Below are 24,579 nucleotides of genomic sequence, written 5' to 3'. Positions count from 1 at the left end.
TCACTCATCGAACCAATTACCAACTTCTGCAATTTCCATTACCGGATGAAACCGGCGACGCGTATCCGGAACAGAATGCGCCACCGAGACGAGGCTCGCGGGCAATTCCCATGAATTTTTAATGACTAGCGCACGGGTTTCGCGCGTATCCGGCAACCGCACGTCATGAAACCCGTAATCCACGGGATCACTCGCAATCCCCCGACGCACAGCGGCACAGATAGAGCGAATACTATTCGTCAAATCGAAGTTTCCGGTGATAATTTCCCTTACCAGTTGGTCCATAAATACAGACCCCGCTAGGCGGTCTCGTGTTCTGGAGCCCAAGAACCTGGCCAGCATCAATGCGCGATTCGAAGAGGATAGGCGACTGAGCAACAGGGCTGAACTCCGCCAACTCAAATCAACCAGAGCAGCTTCGTCCAGAGAGACTGAGGATCGAGAATACTTAGCGTAACTTCGCGAATTTCGACAAGCGCGAAGAACGGTCAGGTAGTCTTCATCTTCCAATTCCTGAATGGCACGGTTGAAAGTCCCAATGAGGTGCACCAGAGCTTCTGGATGTACCCATGAGAAAGCCGCAAGAATCCACATCCCCCGATCAATCGAATCCTCCGCTTGTTCATACTGCGCCTCCCACCAATCCACTTGGCGAGCCCGTCGACGAGCGTTGCGCAGCCTGTCCACCAACGGGCGATTGTCATCGAATAGTGACCGGGATCCGGCTCCCCTCTCAGTAGGGTCCTTGGTCGACACCGCCAGATTGGCAAGCGAGCACTCACGGAAAGTCTTGCCAAACGCTCTCCGCATCTCGACAAATAGCCCCCTCCAAAAATCAAAGTCGATCGTGGGACTGTCCTTTAGCGCGAATACGTGCCGCAAAAGAGGTTGGTAGCGGGCTTCCTTATAAGCGTCTGGAGATTTACCTCCGAACATGTCGCTTACTATGTGGGGGAGATACTCCGGAGAGAGGTACTCCGGGCGTCGCATCAAGTGCGCGTAGTACATGACATCGCATACCCGCAGAATGGCACTCCCATTCGCAGCGAATTGAACAGCTAGCCTACCTGCTCCTGTGCCATTAAGAATTGCCCTGGTTACTCTGTGTCGCTCATCAGGAGAGAGTTCTTCCCAGCTACCGCCTCCTTGCACATATGCGGCCATACCAAAGTCAACGCTAGGAGCATCCATTTTCTCGAGGACGTTCTCGAAGCGCTCAAATCCAATGGCCCTGAAAACCCCGAGAGAATTACCAATGGCGCACCAATCGACTAGCTCCTGGGGTCCTTTCCCTGCAACTTCTTTCAGCCAAAGATCGACAAGGAGTGGATTGTCAGGCTGCCGACGCAGAATTGCACAGACCGCCTCGCGCGACTCTAACGGAATATCCGAGTTCAGCACCGGCCAAAGGCAGTCGATAAGGATCTCGTAACCAGCCGAAGGTGAAAATTCGACAGATACATCAGCGCCATATCCTGCGCTCCGTGAACTCAACTCCTTGGAAGCTGCCCACCGAATCCCAGCCTTATCAAATACCGTTTCCAGGATTCGCTTCATCGATGCTGCGGACTGGGTGAATACCCAGTCCTGCAACAGGCAAAGGGCGAGCGTCCTTGGGTACGCCGCGTCCATGGGATGGCTATCCTCAATTAGGCGAGCAGTCCGGTCAGCCAAATCAAGGAGCTCACCCTTCGAGAAACACCCCGCAAAGAACCGTGTCACGTTCATCCAGTACGGATTTGGCGCTATCCCGTCAAATCGGTCTGGCTTTGTTCCCGACTGGTTTCTAGTGGCGGGGGCATACGGGGCGGTTTCATAAAGGTATTTGGCCGCGAAATACTCACGCAAAGGCTGCACTTCAAACTCGTAAGTGCCTTCTACCCGCGAAACGAGCGCCACCACTCGTTCAACGACGCCCGTCAGAAGCGAATCGATGAGGTCCGCTACCCTACGCTGCATCGACGGGCTACTCGCCGTCTCCCTCTGGAGGAAGGCTGTAAGAACACCACGCAGCTCTTCGGTGCTCAGTCGGCCAGTGGCTCCATCTACCTCGGCACGCGCGTGCAGGTAGTAGCCCAAGTAACGATGAATGTTGACCAGAAGTTCTCGATTCTCGCGAACAGTCCTATCTTTTTCTGCTTCCCTGTTCAGGAAGACGTCAATGTAGGCATCGTATAGCTCGGTTCTCTTATCCGGGAGTGTCGAACCTCTTAGGTGAGTAAGACTCAGAAGAATCGACAGCTGCATCGTATTCTTCGCCAACTCCGCCATGTGCGGCGCCTGGAGCTTTTGCCGCAATACACTGAGCAGCATGTCCAGGTCAGAAGGCTCCAGATTACGGGCCTTGGCCCACTTTTCCGTATACCGCATGGCAAGATTCGGTCGAATCGCAGCCAGCGTCAGATAATAGAACTTTGAGTCATCAAATGTGGGCGACCCCGCCACAGCTGTAGGCCGGCTAGTGATTACGAGCTTCAGGTCTGGGCAGCGTGCCTCGAGGCGTGTGGCGGCCGCAGTGACCTCATCCACCACGCGTTGCCTATCATCCAAATCCGCCACTTCGTCGAGGGCATCGAGAATCACCAATGTGGCGGCACCCTCGATAACAAAGAGCAGATCAGATACGTCGAATGGGACTCCCCCAGAATAGCGTTCGACGTGAGCAGCAAGAGCGCTTTCCAGAGATCGGTTACGCCCATGTTCCGTGCTTTCACCCGGCGCCCAGGGGTCAATGCCTTTTAACCATGTTGCTAGGTCCCGTAGCTCCATCTTGAATGGCATCATCAGAGGGCTAGCGGCATCTTGCAGCGGTAGGCTGGCCACCGAATCAGATCGCAGAATACGACACCTCTGAACCTGGGAGATGTATTGGGCGAAAGTAGACTTCCCCTGGCCCGGGGCTCCCTCCAGTACAATCCGCGATGCGGACTGGCCGAAACTATGACTCAAGATCAGACTGGCTGCACCAACCGAATGCCTTGCCATCACACCTGATCCGGACCTCATCTCGACCAGCTCAGATGAGTCTACGTAATAAGGCTCCTCTAGGATGATGGAATCATCTTCAGGATGGCGCGACCTCAGTGCAGAAGCGACAGCACGTTGATAGTGGTCAAGTCGGGCCTTGGCAATCTTTTCACGGCCAATCCGAGGCACTGCGGGAACATCAATGAACAGATCAAATAGCGGACTCGGAGACAAGTCGGCTTGCTTAAAACGAACCTTGGAATCGCGTTCGCTTTGATCGGCGAAATACGCGGTCAGCGCATTTGAACGTCTTTTTTGATCCTGTCCGCTACCTGTAGCCTCCCAAAGAACCCTGATCATATCCGTACCGGACAGGAGGCTGGGATATGTCAATTTGAGATTGTAGCTTCCATCAAGGCGCCGATCAAGGTCGTCTCTCCACCAACACGATGAAGGAATGGGCATCACTTTGTCCAAATGCGCCTGGACCTTATCCATACGGCCGACATCAAGATGTGAGGTGCCAGGCATGTTCGTCATCAAGACGAACGATGAAGCGCCTCGCGAAGCGAGCTTCTTTACCTTATGGACTTCACCGTCGATTGCGTCGATGACCCATTTCAATGGGTTCTTGATTCCATGAGGGTTGCGCGCATACTTGACTTGGAATACGACCCTTCCGCCTGCATCGGGTGCGGTCGCATCTCTGCCCCCGTCGGGCATTCCCACCGGGTAGCACTGAACGCCGGGATATTCCAGCAGAAGTAGTGCCTGGCATAGCATCTGGAAGCGTTCGTCGAGCAGAGACTCGTAGTTATAGTCCATGTAAGCCTCCTACCAAGCCAGGTGATGCCCCATCATATCGACTGCGGCAGCAGGACTACAGGCACTTGAGAACAGAGCGGAGAGGCCGAAACGGCGCGGCCCCCGCTCGTGAGATCGGCCGCCTACGAGGACCCGGTACCGTCAACCCGGGCGCCGCGAACTCTGGGGCCTGTGACGCATGGGCAGGGGTGTCGTCAGTTATAAGTGGGATGCGATCCTCCGGTGAATGAGCGGAGGAGGTCGTGCTTCAGAACACCTTGGTGTCAGCAAACGACCTGGTCGGAGGCCTAAGGTCACTGTAGCGCAGCAGCCCCTTCTAAGCGCTTGGCCGCAGGTTCGAGTCCTGCCGGGGGCGCCACTGGCCACCTTCAGCGCCTCGCGGCGGGCCTCCGCCACGGAGCGCGCCGCGAGGGCCGGGGAGTACGGCGTACGCGACGCCATGACCCACGACGACGAGCCGAGCAGGGCGGGGCCCTGGAGATCCCCGCCGATGGCGGGCGGGGCGACGTCGCCGATGGAGAAGTCGACGAGCGGCAGCGCGGTGCCGAGCAGCACGGTGAACAGCCCGAGCGGGCTCAACTCGGGTTCCGTACAGGCGTGTTCGCGCTGTCGGACAGGGCTCAGCCCGCACCCCCGACACGCGTCCCGGAGCGTGTCGGCGCGCCTCAGTCGATGGTGTCCCGCACCGGATAGTGCAGGACGACCGCACCGCCGGTGGCGTAGTTGGCGGCATCCGCGGCCACCCGTTGGCCGTGCTCCGTCGCCCGGGCCGCGGCCATGGCGGCGGCGTCGGCGAAGTCGCCTTCGAAGATCGCGAAATACGGCGCTTCTCCCTCCAGCGCCGCCACGTCGAAGCTGTAGCGCCACGCGAGCAGACCGGGCCAACTCGCGATCAGCGGGAGGTGGTTGTTCACGTAGTAGTCGCGGAAGTGGTCGGGGTCGACGGGCGGGGGATACAGGACCACCAGTTTATGCATGACGACCTCCGTCCAGGCCGGGGTCGACGGTCGTGACGAGGTGGGTGACGAGGGTGACGAGGGTGAAGGTGCCCTCAGGAAAACGTGGCATGGACACATTGTTGCGGCGGCCGCGGCCCGGCGGGCGGCTTTTCGTGATCTTCAGCCGACAAGAGACGATGTCGGACGGCGCGCGGGGGAAGCCGATCCCCCGCGCGGAGGGCGAGTTGACGCTCCGTCACCCCGCGGTCGGCGCCGGGGCGAGCCCGTCCGCGACGAGCCCCTTGACCACGGCCTGCGCGAGCGCCTGCGCCGCCGACTGCGGGCGCACCATCGCGGTGAACTCCTTGATCAGGCCCTCCCCGTCGAAGTGCAGCAGGTCGATGCCGTGGATCTCCTGGCCGCCGACGGCGGTCCGGAAGACCAGAACGGCGGACTCGGCCTCGCTCCCGTCCGCGGTGGTCTCGCCGTATCCGGCGTACGACCCGTCGTAGCGGAAGTCCTCGAGCGTCCGCACGAACACGCCGAACACGCCCATGACCGTGTCCCGGCCCTCGATGGGCTCGTACTTCATGGAGCTGTAGAAGCGGATGTCCGGCGTGAGCAGCTCCTCCAGGCCGGCCAGGTCGCCCTTCTCCATGGCGATGCGGAAGCGTTCGAGGGTGGTGCTCGCGGACATGACAGCTCCTTGTTCATGGCTCATGGCTCACCACTCATGGCTGGTGCCTCACCACTCGTGGCTGGTGCCTCACCACTCGTGGCTGGTGCCTCACCACTCGTAGGTCGTGGCTCACCACTCGTAGCGCGTGGTTGTGGATGTGACTGGGCAAACACGCCCTCAAGGCCCTGGGCCCAATGGCCCAGGACCTGTCAGGCATCCGGATCGCCGCCCGGTGGCCCCTGGTTCAGCGACGCCAGACCGACACGACCGCCACGGCCTGGTCGATGGTGAGGCGCGGGTCGCAGAGGGTGGTGTAGCTCAGGGGGTCGAGGAGGTCGTCGAGGCATGACTCGTCCGCCACACATTCGCGGACGTTCTCCGGCGTGGCTTCCAGATGCAGCCCGCCTGCGACCACCTGCTCCGCCGCGGCGACCTCCTGGAAGAGCTCCACTTCGCGCTTGACGCTGGTCAGCAGGCGGGTCTTGCGGTCCAGCGGGCCGCGCTGGGTGTTGCCGTGCATCGGATCGCTCAGCCAGATGACCGGGTGCCCGGCCTCGCGGACGGCGGCCATCAACGCCGGCAGCCGTTCCTCGACCCGCTCGGCACCCATCCGGGAGATGAGCGTCAGCCGGCCGGGCGTACGGTCCGGGTCCAGAACCGAGCAGAGCTGAACCAGCTCGTCGGGTGTCATCGTCGGGCCCACCTTGCAGGCCACCGGATTCTGGACCCGGGCCAGCAGCTGCACATGGGCACCGTCCAGCTGGCGGGTGCGGTCCCCGATCCACGGCCAGTGCGTCGAGGACAGGAGCAGGCCTCGCGGGCCACCGCGCAACAACGGCAGCTCGTAGTCCAGCACGAGGGCCTCGTGACTGGTCCACACGGGTGCCGCGGCCGGCAGACCCCAGCCGCCGCCGAGTCGGCGCAGGAATTCCGTTGCGGTGTGAGCGGCCCGGTAGCCGGTGAGCAGACGCGCCGGGTCCGGCTGGCGCAGCTGCGGATCGGGCTGCGGGTCGTTGACCAAGTGGCCGCGGAACGCCGGGAGTTCGAGCTCTCCGTGGCGCTCCAGGTCGGAGGAGCGGGGCTTGGCGAACTGCCCCGCGATCCGGCCCACCCGCACCACGGACAGGCCGGTGCGGGCTTGCATCGCGCCGGCGAGCGCGTCGAGCATGCCGGCCTTGCGGCTGAGCACCTCGGGAACGCAGTCCGCGGGGTCCTCGGCGCAGTCGCCCGCCTGAAGGATCTGTAGTCCGCCGGCCGCGACCTCGGCGAGGAGCAGCCGCAGATGGCTCACCTCGTCCCAGGTCACCAGGCCGGGTAGGTCACTGAGTGTGCTGCCGAGCCGTTCAGCCAGACCGTGGTCCTTCCACCGCGGTTGCTGCTGGGCCGGCAGAGTGCGGAGCCATTGACTCTCGGGCTCCGGATCCGCGGTGAGATCGGTTTCGACTAACGGTCTGAGGGTGAGAGGCGTGGTCACGAGTTTGATCCCCCGAATTGGAAGCCAGTCGCTCCAGATGGGTGGGTAAGGGGCCGCGCACTAGCTCGATAAGAGTGGTCCGGTCAGGCGGGCGGACAGACGGTGGTCGTCCCTGGCGCGCCGAGTCCGTTCACGCTCCCGGACGGGACGCGACCGGGTCGCCGCACCGCGGACGAGGCGGTGACTGAAGCAACGGCAGCACCGTGCGGCTGGGAGCCGGCGAACTCTTGGCTTCGAGGCTCATGCCGAGTTGGCGCCCCAGGGCCACACAGAGGTCGTGGGCCGCGGTGCCGGCCAGCTCCTGGTGATCGTTCTGGCTGACGCACACCGACGCCACGTTCTTGTTCTTCAGGCGCAGGTACCACGGGAACAGCGCGCCCAGTGCGGGCTCGGTCAGCATCGTCCGCGAATGCACGATCGTCGCCACCGTCATGTTGCCGAAGGGGCGGTTCGCGGCGTTCATGAAGCTCTTCAGACGTTCCTGGAAGATCTTCAGCACCGCGGGGACGTTCCCCCCGTACACCGGCATGGCGAGCAGCATCGCGTCCGCGCCCTCGGCCAGATCGACGACCCGCTGGAAGTCGTCTTCGAGCGTGCACCGGCCCACACTGGGATCGAGGCACGTGTCTTCGGCCTCGCACATCTCGATGCGGTGGTCGATCAGCCGGATCGGCTGGATCACCGCGTCCTTGGCCTCCTGGACGAGGCCGGTGACCGCCGCCTCGAGCAACGCGTCGGTCACCGACGGGAGACGCTTCTGCGTGCAGGACAACGCAATGATCTTCATCTGAAGAAACCTTCCCTTGCCCGCTCGACGCCGTTCATCGCCCTACCGCCGCTCGGTCACGAAGTGGAACGCCTTGCCGTTGATGGAAATGGTCTTGAACATTCCCGCCCCTTCCTGGGCAGCTCCACCCGACACGACGTACGGCATGTGCCACTGGTACTGCACCAAAGTGCCCTTGGCCGGAAGGAAGTCCGACCCGTCGAGCCGCGAGACATCGCCGTAATTGTTGACGGCGAATCGGCGGGGGTGCGTGCCGATCCACGGGAAGAGAGCCGCGCCGGCCTTGGTGAAGTCCTCCAGCGTCTCCAGCTGCGCGACGGTCTTCTCCGTCTCCAGCGCCTTCTCGTTGTAGTAGTCGCGAATCTCGTTGCCACTACTGCGGTCGACCACATCGCGCGGCACGAACAGGAACATGAGGTGGTTTCCGAGGGGCAGGCTCGCGGCGTACGAGGCGTTCTTCATCACGAGAAGGTTCTCGCTGGCCCTCTTCTGGAACTCCGCCTTGGCCGCCTCGAGGAACGTTCCGATCCGCATGGCCGGCTCGACGGTCTCGCGGACCGTCCAGGGCATGACGCGGACCGTGTCGTTCTCATCGACGGACGGCTTCCTGACCGGGAGGTACTCGTCCAGGTCGGCGGTGTGCACTTGCAGCTCCGCCAGCTGCTCCGCGATGCGGAACCGGTCCTCGCCCGCCTTCATGGTGCTCATCAACGCCTGGTGGAATTGGAAGCACCGGTAGCCGTCCTGCAACGACATGGGGAAGGCCGTGAAAATCCCCTGGACGCCGGGGTTCGACTTGTACGTGACGGACATCAGAAGGAATCCGTCGTAAAAATTGGGGTACTCGTCGACCACGAGCGCCTGGAAGGATTCCACCGGGAATTCTTCCGGGCTCTCGAACTCCCGCTCGATCAGATGACACTTCGTGAAGAACGGGTTCCCCTCGAAGAAGTGACCGACCGCGCCTCGAAAATCTTCGAGCGAAAAAGGCCGCTCGACGCTGTACGTCGAGAGCGCCGGGTAGAACTGCGCCGCGTTGAGGGGGCGCGGGAAGGACATCAGGTTCAGGCGGATTATTTTGTCGGTCATCGACAAAGGCATGCCTAATCACTCCGATAGACGAGTCGAGAAGTGCTGGAAGACGTTTCGGTCGGGGGTCCGGCAACGTCGCGAAAAAAGTGTCCGAGTCGGCGGCATCGCTGAACACCCCTCAGGCCGACCGGCGGGAAACCGTGCTGCCGCCGGTTCTATCAGCGGCTCGTCCGCGGGGCGGTGACCCGGCCGCGTCCTCCCCTGGAGCGCGCGGTTACTCCGCGCGCCAGGTGCACCCGTCGCCCGCCTGCTCGCACGACACCTTGACGTCCGGCTCGACGTAGCGGGTGGCGATGGCGGTGTTGAGGTCCTGGCAGTACCCGCACGGTGACTTGAACGTCAGGACGACGCCGTCGCGGGCGGCCTTCTTGCGGTACCGGAGGATTCCGCAGTCGACGTTGCGCAGGACGGTGCCCGTGGGCTCGACCTCGGTGGACACGTCCGAGTCGTACAGCATCAGCTGGCGTTGCAGCCGGGTCATGAAGTGATCGGTGGCCGACACCCCGTCGGGCCGCTGTGCCCGCAGCAGTTCCGCGGTGATGCGGGAGTTCGCCTCGACCCAGCCGGCCAGGCCTTCCTCGCCGTGCTCTCCGAGGACGAACTCCTCCGCGGCCGCCTGGGCCTCGAAGTACCGCTGGCGCCAGAGGTCGACCTTCTCGTCCGGGTCGAGAGAAATCGCTTCACTTGTCATCGTCCGCGTCCTTCCCGGAGGCGTTGTCCAGCTCGGCGAAGACCTCCTGGGCGACGCGCAGTCCGTTGTTGGCCACCGGCCAGCCGCCGTAGTAGGCGAGCTGGATGATGACCTCGACGACCTTCTCGCGCGACATCCCGAGGTTCAGGGCGGCACCGATGTGGCCCCGCAGCTCCCAGTCGGTCCGCGCCAGCGCGACCGCGGTCAGCGCGACCAGTTCGCGCTCCTCGACGCTCAGGTGCGGGCGGGCCCAGATCTCGCCGAACAGGTGGTCGACGGTTATCTCCAAGAACTCCGGGTACGAACCGGGGCGCGGTTCACGGCCGAAGACCTCCTTGAAGATGGCTTCGCCCCGCTCATGCCGGGCAGACGGCTGATTCATCGGTCAAGTCCTCCATAGTGGGGGGCAGTACGGCTGTGGAGCGCGCCAACTGGCGGGTGTCATCGGCCCGTTACAGGACGATGCTGAGCTTTCCGTGCTCGTACAACGTCTCGTGGTCGAGCACCACGACCCGCTTGCGGATCCGGAACGACTCGCCGTCGGGGACGAGTTCGAACCGGTACTTGCCGACGTAGGCGTCGGAGCGCCCGTGCCCGTAGCGGTAGGCGACGACATTGGCCGCGACCTCGAGGTAGCTGCCCTGATCAGCGAGGATTTCCACGTTGCTGATCATGCGGTTCGTGCGCGACCTGGGGTCCTCGCACCACACCTCGCCGTTGAGGAGCTGCTCGATGCGCTGGCGGAGCCGGGCGGGGTTGTCGTCGATGAGCCCGAGCGCGTCGGCCGACTCGCCGCGCATGTCGGTGGCCGGCACCACATAGCGGATGTCGTCGGTCAGCATCTCGTCGTACCACTCGATCAGACGCCACTCGTCGAGCAACCGGGCCTCACGGAAGAGGAACTGGCTCACCCGGTGCCACAGCCTCACCTGGGCTGCCTCGTCGACTATCACTTCACTGGTCACAGCTGTTCCGCCCCTTCCAGCTCGGCCTGGTGAGCGGCCTCGAAGTGGCCGTCGTCGCCGTGCATCAGCCGGTCCCACTGCCGCCAGAACTCGCGGGCGGGAAGCTCGTCGGTCGTCTCCGGGATCTCTTTGTTCATGCCGCGCGACAGATCCGAGTAGCGCACCGTGCGGTTGCCGTAGCCGCGCTGGCACGACTCGACGATCTCGATGTCGTCGGGGGTGGCGAAGCCGGCGGGGCCGAGGAACGTCAGGTAGTGGCTCTTACGGAGCTCCCGGATCTCCGGGTCCTCGTCCTTGGGGGCCAGGGCGACCGAGGTGATGGCCATCCGGTCGGCGCCGATCGGGTCGATCTTGCGGATCGTGATCGCGATCGCGTCGATGATCAACAGGTTGGGGAAGATCAGCAGCGCGCGGTTGGTGCCGGTGATCCGCTCCGCGTGTTCGGCGCCGAACCGCTCGACGAACCGCGCGGCGGTCGCCTCGATGCTCGGCCGGACCTCCTCGGGGAACATCGGCGTCCAGTGGGCCAGCGGGCGGGCCGCGGCCGGCGGCAGCTCGTTGGCTCCGTGGCCGAGACCCAGGGAGCGGCCGAAGCCGCCTCGGCGTCGCGGAGGAACCGACCCGAGCGACTGCATGTAGCTGACGTAGCGCTTGTGCAGTGCGCGGAAGTGGTAGATGTCGACGCTGTTCTCCATCATGAGCTTCCAGTTGGCCTGGGCCCCGTGGAGTTGCGCGCCTTGGATCACCTCCATCCCGACCTCGGACTGGTCGTCGATCAGATCGAGGTACTCCGTGGCGCCGGCCAGGTACTCGGTCAGCGTGCGCGGCTGCTCCGGGTCGAACGTGACGAAGACAAACCCGCGGTAACTGTCACTGCGGTGCTGCGCCAGACCGAAGTCCGCCTTGCGGAAGCCCGGCCCGTACCCGTCGGGAATCGGGACCCCGACCAGGTCGCCCTGGTTGGAGAAGGTCCAGTCGTGGTAGGGGCACCGGAACGACTTGGCCTGCCCGGCGGGCTGCGAGCAGATCAGCGCCCCGCGGTGCGTGCAGCTGTTGGCGAACACCCGGACCTGGCCGTCGGATCCGCGTGACATGACCACCGGGCGGCCGCCGACGTCGCGAGACACGTAGGAGCCCGGCTCGGGCACCTCCGACTCGTGCCCGAGGTACAACCAGCAGCGATCGAAGATCTTGGCCATCTCCTGCGCGGCCACGTCGTCATCGGTGTAGGCGCGGCGATCCACCCGGAACGAGAGACGCTCCAGATCATCGACGACGATCGGGTCGTCCACCGGCGGTTGCAGTTCGATCGTCACTGCTCCCTCTTTCGCTGTAGTTTCTGGACGGTTCTGACGACCAGCTCGGCCGTGCGTGCGGCATCGTCGCCGCACTCCGGCCGCGCGGGGCACATCCGGACCCCGACGCGTCTCTGGCCGAATGCGCCAGTGCGGGGATTTTGAGAACCCGACCAGCGGGGGCCGTTCACGACTCCGCGGCCCTCCTGCGTGGTGGGTTGCGACCACGGGAAGGTTGGCAGACCGTCAAGTGGCCCGTACATAGGTCTTATTACCCATCGCGGGTTGTCGCTGGTTGTCGCATGCTTCGACCGCCGACAGCCCCATGAGCACGGTCTTTTTTCTCCCCGGGCCGGCGGCCGATCCCGGGGACAGGCCCGGGATCAGCGCGACGGAAGACAGCGGAAACAGGAGGCGGTCAAGGACGCAGGGGCAGGGCGTTTTCGGACGGTGAGTGGTGTACCTGGCTCTGCGCGAAGTAAGCGCGGTGACGGCTGGGCCGCCGCCGTCATGCCGCCCGGTGGTGCCGAACCGCGTAGACCGCGGCCTGGGTCCGATCGGACACGTTGAGCCGGGCGAAGATCGCTTGCATGTGGTTCTTGACGGTCTTCTCCGTGATGCCGAGCGCCCGAGCGATGTGACGGTTCGTCATGCCGTCGGTCAGCAGGGAGAGAACCTCGAGTTGGCGCGGTGTCAGGGCGCTGGAGGGGGACTGGTCGTCGGCCGCTTCACGGCCGTGATCGGTCGCCACCCTCCCCTGCGGAGCGCGGGCGGCCCGAGCCTCCGCTCGTCGCGCACGCGGGTGTAGCGCCGTCGAGTCCTGGGCGACGGACATATCCGTCTGGTGGTTGGTCATAGGGAGTGTGCGGTCGCTCTTCTGCACAGCCATCCGTGTCTCCTAGCCCCCGTATTCGAATGGACATACCCGCACCCGGGTCGACTCCGACAGGAGGCCCCCAGGCCCGGCAGTAACCCCATCGACTGTATCGAAGATCGAACTGGGGAACGGGCGATAGCTGTCAAGAATTTTTACCAACTTGCCGCTTCAAGCGCGCAGTTGGGCCGAAGAGCGGCGCCCGGTCGATGCCGTTCTGTCCACCTCGGATCCACACTTTGTCTGCCGTGACACGACCACCCATCGACAGGAACTGAACCACATGGTGGCAGCGCCGAAGGAGGGTTTTGCCATGTCAGCGGCATGGTCGGACCGGCCGGGCCGAGAGCCCGGAGGGCCATCTACTCCCCCGGCTGTAGCGGGAGTTGAGAAAAAGACGTAGACGCCGTGTGAACGCGCTGGACGCCCTTGGATATCTGACGCGTAGTCAATCTCTTTGGCTGATAACCGACCTGAAGCGTGCTCAAACAATGCGCAGGCGCGTTCGAATCGGCCAAAGCCGATCGCGATCGGGCCATCGCCCCCATCGCCACTTGTTTGGGCGGGGAACCCCGATCAAGGATGAATCCGGCCCCTCCCGCCCCGGCCGCATCACGGCCCACGGGGGCAGCGCACATGCCGGTAGGCAAACCGTTCTCCATTTCGCCAGAGGAGCCCCACCATGCCGGAAGCGGTGCTCGACCTGATCGGCGTCGGATTCGGACCGTCGAACCTGGCGGTCGCTCTCGCACTGGACGAAGCGGAAGCGGCGCCCGGGTGCGACGCGTTGTTCCTGGAGCGCCAGTCGGACTTCGGCTGGCACACCGGAATGCTGCTGGACGAGGCGACGATGCAGGTCTCGTTCCTCAAAGACCTGGTCACCATGCGGAACCCGGCCAGCCCGCACAGCTACCTGTGCTACCTGCGGGACCGGGGCCGGCTCGCCGCGTTCATCAACCAGAAGTCGTTGTTCCCCCTGCGCACCGAGTTCCACGACTACCTCGCGTGGTGCGCCGAGCGGGTCGGGCACCTGGTGCGCTACGGCTCCCAGGTGGTCGACATCCGCCCGGTGACCGGCCCGGACGGGACCGTCGACCTGCTCGACGTCGTGGTGCACCGCGACGGGGCCGAGGAGGTGTACCGGACGCGGAACGTGGTGATCGCCGCCGGTCTGAAGCCCTGGCTGCCGGACGGCGTCGAACGGTCCGACCGGGTCTGGCACACCTCGGAACTGCTGCACCGGTTACCGGAGTTCGACTCCCTCGCCCCGCGCAGCCTCACGGTCGTCGGGGCCGGGCAGAGCGCCGCCGAGGCGGTGGCCCACCTGCACGGGAGGTTCCCGGAGGCCGAGGTGCGCTCCGTCTTCGAGCGCTACGGGTACAGCCCCGCGGACGACTCCCCGTTCGCCAACCAGATCTTCGACCCCGACGCCGTCGACGAGTACTACGTGGCGCCCGAGCACGTCCGCCGCCGGCTGATTGACTACCACCGCAACACCAACTACGCGGTCGTCGACCTCGAACTCATCCAGGACCTGTACGCGCGCTCCTACCGGGAGCAGGTGGGGGGCGCCCGGCCGCGGCTGGTCATGATGAACGTCAGCCGGATCGCCTCCCTGTCGCAGGAGGCCGACGCGGTACGGCTGGTGGTGGAGCACCTGCCCACCGGGAAGCTGACCGAGTTCGAGTCGGACGCGGTGGTGTTCGGCACCGGATACCGCCCGGCCGATCCGCTCGCCCTGCTCGGCTCGTTGGCCGACCAGCTCAAGCTGGACGACCAGGCCCGCCCGCACCTCGACCGCGACTACCGGCTCGTCACCACCGACCGGGTCCGTGCCGGGATCTACCTCCAGGGCCCGACGGAGCACACCCACGGCCTGGCCTCGACGCTGCTCTCGGTCACCGCGGTGCGGGCCGGCGAGATCCTCGCGGCGGTCACGGCCGCGGTTCCCGACCAGGTTCTCACCGCCTCCGCCCGATGACCGGGGTCCCGGAGCCTTCCGGGAGGTCGGGCGGGCGCCCAGGAGAAAGGAGACGCACGAGATGTACGTTCCGAAGGTCTACCAGTCCCCGGACACCGAAGCCGTCCGACTGATCCGCGCGTACCCGCTGGCCCTGCTGCTGAGCAACGGACCCGCGGCGCCGTTCGCCACCCACCTGCCCGTGATCTTCCCGCCGGCCGCCGAGCCCGAGGCGATCGAGTCGCTGAGCGGCGTCACGCTCTACGGCCACCTCAACCGGGCCAACCCGCACTGGGAGGCGCTGTACGAGGGGCAGCACGCGACCCTGGTCTTCCAGGGCGCGAACGCCTACGTCTCCGCCGCCGTCTACGAGAAGACCCCGGCCGCCCCCACCTGGAACTTCGCCACCACCCACGTCCACGGCCGCATCCACCCGATGCCCGACCGGCAGGACGCGCTCGACGTGGTGCAGTGGACGGTGGCGGCCTTCGAGGCCGAGCACGGCCTCGGCTGGGACCCGGGCCCCTCGCTCGACTACTTCGACCAGATCGTCGACGGCGTCGGGGCCTTCCGCTTCACCGTCGACTCGGTCGACACCATGCTCAAGCTGAGTCAGGAACAGGCCGACCGCACCAGGGACAAGGTGGCCGCGCACTTCGCCGCCAGGCCCGCAGGGCTCTGCCAGGAGGTCGGCCACCTGATGAGGACCGCCGCCCCGACCGCCACCACCGGAGAGTGAGTCCGTGACCGAAACCGCTGATGTCCTCATAGTCGGCCTGGGTGGGCTCGGCAGTGCCGCCGCCTACCACCTGGCCGCGCGCGGCACCCGGGTGATCGGCATCGACCGGTTCGGGCCCGCGCACGCGCGCGGCGCGAGCCACGGCGAGAGCCGCGGGGTCTGGAAGGCGTACTTCATGGGCGCCGGGTACGTCCCGCTGCTCGACCGCGCCTACGACCTCTGGGACGAGCTCGGCGAGATCCGCGGCGAGACGCTGTTCCACCGCACGGGCGGGATCTGCGTCGGCCCGGCCGGCGGCGCGCTCGTGCCCGCCGCGCTCACCTCGGCGAGGGAGGCGGGCCTGGAGTTCGAGTACCTGGAGAGCGACGAGATCCGTTCGCGCTTCCCGGAGTTCGACCCCGCGCCGGGCGACGTCGCCGTGTGGGACCCGTCCTCGGGTTACGTACGTCCCGAGCAGGTCGTCACCGCCCACCTCGACCTCGCCCGCAAGCACGGCGCCGACCTGCGGTTCGACGAGAAGGTGCTGGACTTCTCGGAGACCGGAAGCGGCGTGCGGGTGCGCACGGAGACCGGCGTGTACGAGGCCGGCCGGCTGGTGGTCGCGGCCGGCGCCTGGGCCCCGCAACTGCTCCCCGAGCTCCAGCCGCACATCAAGGTCCTGCGCAAGGTGATGCTCTGGTTCGACCCGGTCTCGCGGGCCGAGGACTTCTACCCCGGCCGTCAGCCATACTGGATCTGGGAGGGCGAGAACGGCACGGTCGGCTACGGCCACCCCGCCGTCGACGGCCCCTCGGGCGGCGTGAAGGCCGGCATCCACAGCGGCGGCGACCTCGCGGACCCCGACTCCCTCGACCGCCACGTCAGCACGCGGGACGTCGAGGCCGTGCGGGAGTTCCTCGCCAAGCGGATCCCGGCCCTGCCCGGCCGCTACCTGCGCAGCCGCGTCTGCATGTACGACAACTCGCCCGACCTGGGCTTCATCATCGGCCCGTCGGCCCAGAGCGACCGGATCACCGTGGCCGCCGGAACCTCGGGCCACGCCTTCAAGTTCGCGCCCGCGCTCGGCGAGGTGATCGCCCAGCTGGCCACCGAGGGCGCCAGCACCCACGACATCTCACTGTTCGACCCGCGCCGCCTGACCGCCGCGACCGCCTGAGCGACGCGACCGCCCGACTGACGCGGCCCGCGTGAGCGACGCGGCCGATCACCCAACCCCTTGAGGAGAACCACATGCCCATGATCCGCGTGCAGATGTTCCCCGGCCGCACCTCCGAGCAGAAGGAAGCCCTGGTCAAGGAGGTGACCGAGGCGATCGTGCGCACCTGCGACGCCAAGCAGGAGGACGTCTGGGTGATGATCGACGAGGTCCCCCGCGACCACTGGGCACTCGGCGGGACGATGTACTCCCGCCTCTAGGGCCCGAAGGACGTGCCCCGGACACCACCCGCGCCCGTGAACTACCCGTACCGCGCGAGGAGTTCACGGCGCTGGGTGGCGCCCAAGGCCCACCGATTCGCCGCGCTCAGCGCTGAGGCGGGCGGGTCACGCTTCCCAGCCACAGCACGTCGCGGGCCCGGGTCATGGCCACGAAGAGCTGGCTTCGCAGGAGTTCCTCGCGCTCCCGTGCCGTCTCGGGTGCGGGCCCCCCGTCACTCACGCCGTTCGGCGCTCCGTTCGGCAGGGTCGTGTCGTGTTGCGGCAGGTACACGCGCTTGAACTCAAGGCCCTTGGCGCGGCGGTAGGTGCCCAGCTTCACCGCGTCGACCGGGCGGCCGTCGTAGTGCTCCAGCGGACACACCGGTATGTCCGCATGGGAGAGCAACCGCTGGTAGTGGCCGATGGCTCGCATGGACGGGCACAGGACGGCGACATCGGCCAGTGCGGCGTGCGGCAGGGCGCGCAGCGCGTCCAGGAGCATGCGATCGTGGGCGTCCACCGTCGGCTCCGCGACCCGGACCACCTGCCCGTCGTGGTACGTGAGGTCGACGTCACGGCGCCCCGGCGTACGCAGGCCATCGATGTCCTCGAAGGCATCGTCGGCCACCACCGCGAGGGCCGCGTCCAGGATCTGCTTGCTGTTGCGGTAGTTGACGCTCAGCACCTGCGCGCGGTCACCGCGAATCTCGATGTCGGCGTCGGCCAGGCGGAATCCGCCGGGGTAGACCGCTTGCTGGCCATCTCCCACCAGGAGCAGGCCGTTGGGGGCGTCACCGACGAGGGCGTGCAACAGGCGCACGCCGACGAGTGTGAGGTCCTGCACCTCGTCGACGATGACGGCCGCGTAGGGGGACCTGGTTGAGGGACGCCCCGCCTCGGCGAGGGCAAGCGCGAGGACATCGTTGAAGTCGTGCACGCCCCGCTCGACGCGTAAGGACTCGTACGCCTCGTACAGCGCCCACACCGCCTCCCGGTGCGACCGCCGCAGGCTGGTCCTGCGACGACGCCGGGGAACGATCGCGTACTCCTCGAACGTGGTGATGCCGCGCCCCTTGATGACATGGTCGATCTCGTCGCGCCAATAGCCCGGCGCCGGGTCGATCTCGGCAAGGCGACTGCCGCGCCCGACGTGCTTCCAGGCGAGGCTGAAGGCGGTCTCCGCCTTGTCCCCGTGCAACCGCACCGGAACGCCCCGCTCCTGCAAGAACTCCTGCGCCCATGAGTGCAGGCTGCGGAAGACCACCCGATCCGCGACCGCCGGGGCCATGGTCCTGAGGAAGGTGCCCTGGACGCGGGGCAGGTTGTTGGCGTACGTGACGTACAGGATCCGGCCGCTCGTGCGCTTGGCGAGATGAGCCGCGCGGTGCAGTCCGACCACTGTCTTGCCGGTGCCCGCCGGGCCACTGATGCGGGCGGGGCCCGACCAGTTGCGGCGGACCAGTGCGACCTGATCGGGGTGGAGGAAGGTCATCCACTGCTCGATCGGAGCCCGCAACGCGTCCTCCATGGCGGCGTCCCGCAGACCTTCCAAGTCGAACAACCCGTCCGCGTCGCCCTGTTGGCGAACAATCGCCGGTGGATCCTCCTGGATCGTCCGGGTGACCGCTGAACTCTCGTAGTCGGGAAAGACCCGCTCCAGATGGTCGGCGATCGCACGTACCGACTCCGGACGCAGCCTGCGGCGCTCCGCCAACAACACTGGCCCCACCTCGCGTTCGCCCAGCACCCGGATGCGTCCGAGGGCCGCATCCGCTCGCTGCCCCGCGAACACCATCAGCGGCTGGACAGCCACCGGGGAGAGCCCGAGCGACGCCACCGCGCCCTCGGCGGCCTTCGTGACCGCGAGCAGCTTCCGAGCGTGCTCGTCCCGCGACTGACCGCCGGACCGGAGTCCGCCGTCCACGATCTGGGGAGGGGAGCGCCAGTTCTTGACGTCCACGACGAAGACGCCGCCGGGGCCCACCAGCAGCATGTCCACATTGGCCGTACGCGTCCCCGGCCAGCGCCGATCGACGAGCAGCCGCCACCCTCGCTCGGTGAGGATCAACAGCTGTGCCGCGACCCGCCGTTCGCCTTCGCTCGCCGCTTCCCACCGGAGTGCCTGGCGCCGAGCGGCCTGCCACTGCTCCCGCAGCAACCGCTCCTGCCGCCGTGCCTCCTGCGCCCGCCGCGACGCCGACCCACCTGCCGCCATGCTCAGCCCCCCTCGTACCCGAGGTAGTGATCTTAGGATGGCCCCCGCCCGGGGCGGCAGGGCGCACGGCGGCACGGGCCGTGTTCCCGGGTCGCCCTCCCCCGGTCAGGACTCCGGCGGCTCGCCGCCCATTTGCCGGTAGACGCGGTCCGTCTCCGTCGGAGTCAACGGCCTTTCGGGGAGCGGGCGTTGGGCCGTGGAGCGGAAGCCGTCCAGGAGGAGGGCCAGGGGGCGGCGCCAGGAGCCGGGGCGGATCGCCTCCACCGCCGGGAGCGAGGTGCCCAGCGCGCTCAGGGCGAACAGGAGGTCCTCCGGGACCACGTCCGTGCGCAGTTCGCCGGCCTCGGCCGCCCGCCGCATCAGTTCGCTCACGGTCGCGTGGTTGTGCGCGTGGATCGCGTCCAGGGTCGGGACGCCCCGGATGCCCGTGGTCATCAGGTCGCCCACGCCCCGGTCCCGGGCGAGCAGCGCGCACACCCCTTCCAGATACGCGGTGAGCGCGCCCCACGCGTCCTGCGCGAGGCGGGCCTCCTCGCCGGAGGCCATCACCGCCTTCAGGTCCTCGTGGAAGACGGCCTCCACCAGGTCGCCCCGGGTCGGGAAGCGCCGGTAGAGCGTCGCGTTGCCCACCCCCGCGCGCTTGGCGATCTCGTCGAGCGGAACGTTGAGCCCCTGCTCGGCGAAGAGGTCCCGCGCCGCCGCGAGCAGCAGGTCCCGGTTGCGCCGGGCATCGCTCCGCAGCGGCGGGGACTTCTTCTCGTTCTTCGAGGGTGCCATGATTCCGACCCTATATCGGCAGGCGGGGACCCCTCCCCGGTTCCTACCTCGCCCCTCGGCCCCTCAGGGTCGGGGCCCTAGTTCAGCCAGTACCACCAGCTCGGCCGCCACTCCGCGCCCAGCACCCCGCTCCCCTCCGCGCCCAGCACCAGCCGGACCCCCACCGTCCCGGCGGGCCCGTACCGCAGTCGGCTGCGGGCCAGGGCGGCCACGGCCGACAGCCCGTACTTGTCGATCAGCGCGGTCCGGTAGCCCACGCTCGTCTCCTCGTCCAGGAACGCCGCCCTCGCCCGCAGCGGCGTCGCCCTCGGCCCGGCGGCGAGCAGGACGCGTGAGCCCGCGCGCAGTCGCTCCGCGAGCGGTGATCCGGTCGCTGTGAGGATGCCGAGGGCCGGCCCGTCCCGGATCACCCACGGCCGGTCGATCACGGCGCGGGCCCCGTCGGCGTACGCGCCCGCCCCCATGACCCGAGCACGCCCCACCTCGTACGTCGTCATCAACAGCCTTCTCGCGCACGCCAGTTCATCGGCGCGTGCGGGAGCCCTGTGGGCCGTACGCGTCGATGTCCCCCGGTTCACTGCCCGTCCCACTCGTGGCCGGACGCGAGGGCCGCCGCGTACTCGCGTTCCGTCGCCTTGCGGACCTGGCCGCCCCCGCCGAAGTAGGCGCGCGCGAGCCGGGCCCGCAGCGATCTGTCCTCGACGGCGGGGGGTTCGGGCTGTTCGTGGGCGGTGAGGGTGTGCAGGCGCTCGGCGGGGAGCGGTTCGTGGATCTCAACGTACTCGCCGTGCGGCAGCTTCTTGATCCGGCCCGTCTCCCTGCCGTGCAGCACCAGTGCGCGGTCGCGCCGCTGGAGCCCCAGGCACCAGCGGCGGGTGATCTCGAAGACCAGGACCGGGACCGCGAAGAACCCGACGCGCACCGTCCAGGTGATCGCGTTGAGCGAGAGGTGGAGGTGCGTGGCGAACAGGTCGTTGCCGCCACCGACCAGCGTCACCAGATACAGGCTGATCCAGGCGGCGCCCAGCGCGGTGCGCACCGGCGCGTTGCGCGGCCGGTCCAGGAGGTGGTGTTCGCGCCGGTCACGGGTGATCCACCCCTCGACGAAGGGGTAGACGGCGATCGCTCCGAGGATCGTCGGGAAGAGGAGGAAGGGGATCAGGACGCCGAGGGCCAGGGTGTGGCCCCATGCGTTGATCTCCCAGCCGGGCATGACCCGGATCAGGCCCTCGGCGAAGCCCATGTACCAGTCGGGTTGGGCGCCGGTGGAGACCTGGTCGGGGCGGTAGGGGCCGAACGCCCAGATCGGGTTGATCGAGGCGACCGCCGCGACCGCCGCGATGACGCCGAACACCAGGAAGAAGAAGCCGCCCGCCTTCGCCAGGTAGACCGGCATCAGCGGCGCGCCCACCACGTTCCTCTCGGTGCGGCCGGGGCCGGCGAACTGGGTGTGCTTGTGGAAGAAGACCAGGATCAGATGGGCCACGAGCAGGCCGAGCATGATGCCGGGGATGAGCAGGACGTGCAGGCTGTAGAAGCGCGGAACGATGTCCGTGCCCGGGAACTCCCCGCCGAACAGGAACATTTGGAGGTACGTGCCGACCACCGGCACCGAGAGGATCACCCCCTCGATGAAGCGGATCCCGGTGCCCGAGAGCAGGTCGTCGGGGAGCGAGTAGCCGAAGAAGCCGTCCAGCATGCCGAGGAACAACAGGCCGAAGCCGAAGAGCCAGTTGACCTCGCGCGGCTTGCGGAAGGCGCCGGTGAAGAACACCCGCATCATGTGGACGAACATCGCCGCGACGAAGACGAGCGCCGCCCAGTGGTGGATCTGCCGGATCAGCAGCCCGCCGCGCACCTCGAAGCTGATGCGCATCGTGGAGTCGAAGGCCTCGGAGACCCGCTGCCCGTTCAGCGGGACGTACGAGCCGTCGTAGACCACCTCGGTCATGCTCGGCTTGAAGAACAGGGTCAGCCACACGCCGGTCAGGATGATGACGACGAAGCTGTACAGGCAGATCTCGCCCAGCATGAACGACCAGTGGTCCGGAAAGATCTTCCGCAGATTGCTCCTGGCCAGGCGGTGGATGCCCGTCCGCCCGTCCGCCCAGTCGGCGATCCGCTCTCCGCGCCCTGCCATCCCAAACCCCCTCGCTCCGGCCCGCCTTCGCCGCGTGAGCACGGCGCGCACATCGCGACGGCATGGGAGCGTCGATCGCTCCGGTGCCGCCTTCCGCATCATAACCGGGGAGTACTCCCCAGTTATGAGAGGGGGCCCGCCCCCTCCGTCCCCGCCCCCGGCCCGGGCGCCCGCTCTATGCTTCTTGCAAATGGTTCGCAATAGCGACAGGCAAGCAGAAGAGGTGTTCCGCGTGGGGTTTCCGGTGGTGCTGGGGATCGAGTCGTCCTGCGACGAGACCGGGGCCGGTCTCGTGCGGGGAGGGCGACTGCTCGGGCACGCGGTGGCGTCGAGCATGGACGAGCACGCCCGGTACGGCGGAGTGGTACCGGAGATCGCCGCCCGCGCCCATGTCCACTCCTTCACCCCGGTCGTCCAACTCGCCCTGGAACAGGCCGGGTTGAGGGCGCGGGACATCGATGCGGTCGCCGTGACGACCGGCCCCGGACTGTCCGGCGCGCTCCAGGTCGGGCTCGCGGGCGCCAAGGCGCTGGCGTACACCCTGGACGTACCGCTGTACGGGGTGCACCACCTCGCCGGGCACGTGGCCGCCGACACCCTGGAGCACGGCCCGCTGCCGAACCCGTGCATGGTGCTGATCGTGTCCGGCGGGCACACCTCGCTCCTTCTCGTACGGGACCTGGCGCGCGACCCGATCCAGCACCTCGGCGACACCCTGGACGACGCGGCGGGCGAGTGCTTCGACAAGGTCGCCCGCGTCTTCGGGCTGCCCTACCCCGGCGGCCCCGCCATCGACCGGGCGGCCAGGGGCGGTGACGCGGGGGCCGTGCCGTTCCCCCGGCCGCTGACCGGGCCGCGCGACGACCCGTACGCGTTCTCCTTCTCCGGGCTCAAGACGGCCGCCGCCCGCTGGGCCGAACGGCACGCCGGTTCCCCGCTGCCCGTCGCCGACGGCTCGGCGGCCCTCCAGGAGGCCATCGCCGACGTGCTGACCCGCAAGGCGGTGGCCGCCTGCCGGGCGCACGGCGTGGACACCCTCGTCGTGGTGGGCGGGGTCGCCGCGAACTCACGGGTGCGCTCGCTCGCCGAACAGCGCTGCGGCGAGGCCGGGATCACCCTGCGCGTGCCGCCCCTGAAGCTGTGCACGGACAACGGCGCGATGATCGCCGCGGTGGGCGACCTGCTGGTGCGGGCGGGTGCCGAGGCCGCGCCGCTGGACGTCTCGATCGACCCGTCCGCCCCGCTGGAGTACGCGGCCCTGCACCCGGTGGCACGGGCCGCGCGCGTCGCGTGACGGCGTCGGCGGCCTGCCCGGGCCAGGGGGAAGCCGGTCGTCCGGCCCTCAGGGGGCTCTTTGTAAGCTCGACAGGGCGCACCCACCCCATGCCGTCTGACGCACGCGCGGCCCCGCGAGAGGAAACACCATGACCACCGAGTTGAGCACCGACGCCCTGGCCGGGCTGCTCGACCAGGCCCGGCAGGACTACGCGGCCCTTGCGGCCCGCGGCCTCAAGCTCGACCTCACCCGGGGCAAGCCCGCACCCGAGCAGCTCGACCTCTCCGAGGACCTGCTCAGCCTGCCCGGCGGCCGCTACACCTCCGCCGACGGCACGGACGTACGCAACTACGGCGGCCTCCAGGGCCTCGCCGAGCTCCGCGAGATCTTCGCCGAGGTGCTCCAGGTGCCGGCCGGGCAGCTGCTCGCCGCGGGCAACTCCAGCCTGGAGCTCATGCACGACTGCCTGGTGCACGCGATGCTGAGCGTCGTCCCGGGCGCCGAGTCGCACTGGGTCGACCAGGAGCGCCTCGCGTTCCTGTGCCCGGTGCCCGGCTACGACCGGCACTTCGCGCTGTGCGAGCGGTTCGGCATCGAGATGATCCCGGTGCCGATGACCGACGCGGGCCCGGACATGGACGTCGTGGAGCGCCTGGTCGCCGAGGACGCGGGCATCAAGGGCATCTGGTGCGTGCCGAAGTACAGCAACCCCAGCGGTGTCAGCTACAGCGACGAGACGGTGGCCAGGCTCGCCCGGATGGAGACCGCGGCCCCCGACTTCCGGATCTTCTGGGACAACGCGTACGCCGCCCACCACCTCACGGATGAGCCGGTGGAGATCGCCGACCTGCTCGGCGCCTGCGCGAGCGCCGGTCACGCGGACCGCGCCTTCGTCTTCGGCTCCACCTCGAAGATCACGGCCGCCGGTGCGGGCGTCGCCTTCTTCGGCTCCTCGCCCGCCAATGTGCAGTGGCTGCTCGCCAACAACGCCAAGCGCTCGATCGGCCCGGACAAGGTCAACCAGCTGCGCCATGTGCTGTTCCTGCGGGACGCGGACGGCGTACGCGCCCACATGGAGCGCCAGCGCGCCCTGCTCCAGCCGAAGTTCGAGACCGTCCAGCGGATCCTGGAGAGCGAGCTCGGCGGCACGGGCCTGGCGAGCTGGACCGTCCCCAAGGGCGGCTACTTCGTCACCCTCGAAGTGCCCGAGGGCTGCGCGAAGGAGGTCGTGGCGCGGGCCGGTCAGGCGGGCGTCGTGCTGACCCCGGCCGGTGCGACGCACCCGTACGGCGACGACCCTCAGGACGCCACGATCCGTATCGCGCCCAGCTACCCGGGCCTGGCCGAGCTGGAGCAGGCGATCCTCGGCCTGACCGCGTGTGTGCGGCTCGTCGGGTACGAGAAGCTCCTGGCGGCCTGACCGGCCCGTGCCCGACCGGCTGACCGGCCCGGCCGCGCGCCGGCCCGCC

21 protein-coding genes and 1 pseudogene are annotated in these 24,579 nt (G+C 67.3%); 6 read left to right on the top strand and 16 right to left on the bottom strand.

Features of this window, described 5'->3' with window-relative positions; genetic code table 11:
• The 12 genes and pseudogenes from DWB77_RS24720 to DWB77_RS24665 form a co-directional block, all read right to left on the bottom strand.
• Nucleotides 1-3,792, bottom strand: a complete 3,792-nt coding sequence (locus DWB77_RS24720; protein ID WP_120728204.1) for an NACHT domain-containing protein — start codon at nt 3,790-3,792, stop codon at nt 1-3.
• A gap of 418 nt (nt 3,793-4,210) precedes the next feature.
• Nucleotides 4,211-4,416, bottom strand: a pseudogene (locus DWB77_RS38995) (MFS transporter); the annotation flags it as partial.
• Nucleotides 4,417-4,457: 41 nt separating this feature from the next.
• On the bottom strand, nt 4,458-4,769 hold the full coding sequence (locus DWB77_RS24710; RefSeq protein ID WP_120723323.1) for an EthD family reductase: 312 nt from the start codon (nt 4,767-4,769) through the stop codon (nt 4,458-4,460).
• A gap of 217 nt (nt 4,770-4,986) precedes the next feature.
• Complete coding sequence (locus DWB77_RS24705) at nt 4,987-5,427, bottom strand: nuclear transport factor 2 family protein (RefSeq protein ID WP_246033627.1); 441 nt, start codon at nt 5,425-5,427, stop codon at nt 4,987-4,989.
• A gap of 226 nt (nt 5,428-5,653) precedes the next feature.
• The gene (locus tag DWB77_RS24700; RefSeq protein ID WP_216826868.1) at nt 5,654-6,883 is read right to left on the bottom strand and encodes a 3-deoxy-7-phosphoheptulonate synthase; all 1,230 of its coding nucleotides are present in this window, start codon (nt 6,881-6,883) and stop codon (nt 5,654-5,656) included.
• A gap of 130 nt (nt 6,884-7,013) precedes the next feature.
• Nucleotides 7,014-7,670 carry a flavodoxin family protein gene (locus tag DWB77_RS24695; protein ID WP_120723321.1) on the bottom strand — a complete coding sequence of 219 codons (657 nt, stop codon included), beginning with the start codon at nt 7,668-7,670 and terminating at the stop codon, nt 7,014-7,016.
• A 42-nt stretch (nt 7,671-7,712) separates the two neighbouring features.
• Nucleotides 7,713-8,759 (bottom strand): hypothetical protein, encoded by a 1,047-nt coding sequence (locus DWB77_RS24690; RefSeq protein ID WP_162952608.1) that lies wholly within the window; start codon nt 8,757-8,759, stop codon nt 7,713-7,715.
• Nucleotides 8,760-8,976: 217 nt separating this feature from the next.
• Nucleotides 8,977-9,453 carry a hypothetical protein gene (locus DWB77_RS24685; RefSeq protein ID WP_120723319.1) on the bottom strand — a complete coding sequence of 159 codons (477 nt, stop codon included), beginning with the start codon at nt 9,451-9,453 and terminating at the stop codon, nt 8,977-8,979.
• Nucleotides 9,443-9,835, bottom strand: coding sequence for a carboxymuconolactone decarboxylase family protein (locus DWB77_RS24680; RefSeq protein ID WP_120723318.1), 393 nt, complete (start codon nt 9,833-9,835; stop codon nt 9,443-9,445). Before DWB77_RS24680 ends, DWB77_RS24685 begins: the two co-directional genes overlap by 11 nt.
• Nucleotides 9,836-9,905: 70 nt before the next feature.
• On the bottom strand, nt 9,906-10,418 hold the full coding sequence (locus DWB77_RS24675) for an aromatic-ring-hydroxylating dioxygenase subunit beta (protein WP_120723317.1): 513 nt from the start codon (nt 10,416-10,418) through the stop codon (nt 9,906-9,908).
• On the bottom strand, nt 10,415-11,734 hold the full coding sequence (locus DWB77_RS24670) for an aromatic ring-hydroxylating oxygenase subunit alpha (protein WP_216826867.1): 1,320 nt from the start codon (nt 11,732-11,734) through the stop codon (nt 10,415-10,417). Before DWB77_RS24670 ends, DWB77_RS24675 begins: the two co-directional genes overlap by 4 nt.
• A 487-nt stretch (nt 11,735-12,221) precedes the next feature.
• Nucleotides 12,222-12,602, bottom strand: a complete 381-nt coding sequence (locus tag DWB77_RS24665; RefSeq protein WP_120723315.1) for a response regulator transcription factor — start codon at nt 12,600-12,602, stop codon at nt 12,222-12,224.
• Between the two features lie 667 nt (nt 12,603-13,269).
• On the opposite strand from DWB77_RS24665, the gene DWB77_RS24660 reads away from it, so the two are divergent.
• The 4 genes from DWB77_RS24660 to DWB77_RS24645 all read left to right on the top strand — a co-directional run bounded on the left by DWB77_RS24660 (nt 13,270) and on the right by DWB77_RS24645 (nt 16,702).
• On the top strand, nt 13,270-14,568 hold the full coding sequence (locus DWB77_RS24660; protein WP_120723314.1) for a lysine N(6)-hydroxylase/L-ornithine N(5)-oxygenase family protein: 1,299 nt from the start codon (nt 13,270-13,272) through the stop codon (nt 14,566-14,568).
• A gap of 61 nt (nt 14,569-14,629) precedes the next feature.
• On the top strand, nt 14,630-15,286 hold the full coding sequence (locus DWB77_RS24655; RefSeq protein ID WP_120723313.1) for an FMN-binding negative transcriptional regulator: 657 nt from the start codon (nt 14,630-14,632) through the stop codon (nt 15,284-15,286).
• Nucleotides 15,287-15,290: 4 nt separating this feature from the next.
• Complete coding sequence (solA, locus tag DWB77_RS24650; protein WP_120723312.1) at nt 15,291-16,442, top strand: N-methyl-L-tryptophan oxidase; 1,152 nt, start codon at nt 15,291-15,293, stop codon at nt 16,440-16,442.
• A gap of 74 nt (nt 16,443-16,516) precedes the next feature.
• A complete protein-coding gene (locus DWB77_RS24645; RefSeq protein WP_120723311.1) occupies nt 16,517-16,702 on the top strand; it encodes a 2-hydroxymuconate tautomerase in 186 nt (61 codons plus the stop codon).
• A 106-nt stretch (nt 16,703-16,808) separates the two neighbouring features.
• On the opposite strand, the gene DWB77_RS24640 is transcribed toward DWB77_RS24645, so the two are convergent.
• The 4 genes from DWB77_RS24640 to qcrB form a co-directional block, all read right to left on the bottom strand.
• Nucleotides 16,809-18,917, bottom strand: coding sequence for a nuclease-related domain-containing DEAD/DEAH box helicase (locus DWB77_RS24640; RefSeq protein WP_120723310.1), 2,109 nt, complete (start codon nt 18,915-18,917; stop codon nt 16,809-16,811).
• A 105-nt stretch (nt 18,918-19,022) separates the two neighbouring features.
• On the bottom strand, nt 19,023-19,694 hold the full coding sequence (locus tag DWB77_RS24635; RefSeq protein ID WP_120723309.1) for a TetR/AcrR family transcriptional regulator: 672 nt from the start codon (nt 19,692-19,694) through the stop codon (nt 19,023-19,025).
• A 77-nt stretch (nt 19,695-19,771) separates the two neighbouring features.
• Nucleotides 19,772-20,191, bottom strand: coding sequence for a hypothetical protein (locus DWB77_RS24630; protein ID WP_120723308.1), 420 nt, complete (start codon nt 20,189-20,191; stop codon nt 19,772-19,774).
• Nucleotides 20,192-20,268: 77 nt separating this feature from the next.
• The gene (gene qcrB / locus DWB77_RS24625) at nt 20,269-21,834 is read right to left on the bottom strand and encodes a cytochrome bc1 complex cytochrome b subunit (protein ID WP_120723307.1); all 1,566 of its coding nucleotides are present in this window, start codon (nt 21,832-21,834) and stop codon (nt 20,269-20,271) included.
• Between the two features lie 232 nt (nt 21,835-22,066).
• Between qcrB and tsaD the strand changes: the two genes are divergently transcribed.
• Nucleotides 22,067-23,128: a tRNA (adenosine(37)-N6)-threonylcarbamoyltransferase complex transferase subunit TsaD gene (gene tsaD, locus DWB77_RS24620; protein WP_120723306.1), complete on the top strand. Its 1,062-nt coding sequence runs from the start codon at nt 22,067-22,069 to the stop codon at nt 23,126-23,128.
• A gap of 130 nt (nt 23,129-23,258) precedes the next feature.
• Nucleotides 23,259-24,530 carry an aminotransferase class I/II-fold pyridoxal phosphate-dependent enzyme gene (locus DWB77_RS24615; protein WP_120723305.1) on the top strand — a complete coding sequence of 424 codons (1,272 nt, stop codon included), beginning with the start codon at nt 23,259-23,261 and terminating at the stop codon, nt 24,528-24,530.
• Nucleotides 24,531-24,579 lie beyond the last annotated feature (49 nt).

Origin of the sequence: Streptomyces hundungensis (genome assembly GCF_003627815.1) — a bacterium.
In the GTDB taxonomy this organism is placed as follows: Bacteria; Actinomycetota; Actinomycetes; order Streptomycetales; family Streptomycetaceae; genus Streptomyces; species Streptomyces hundungensis_A.
The sequence above is the reverse complement of the archived record's forward strand: the minus strand, read 5'-3'. Positions and strand labels throughout refer to the sequence as shown.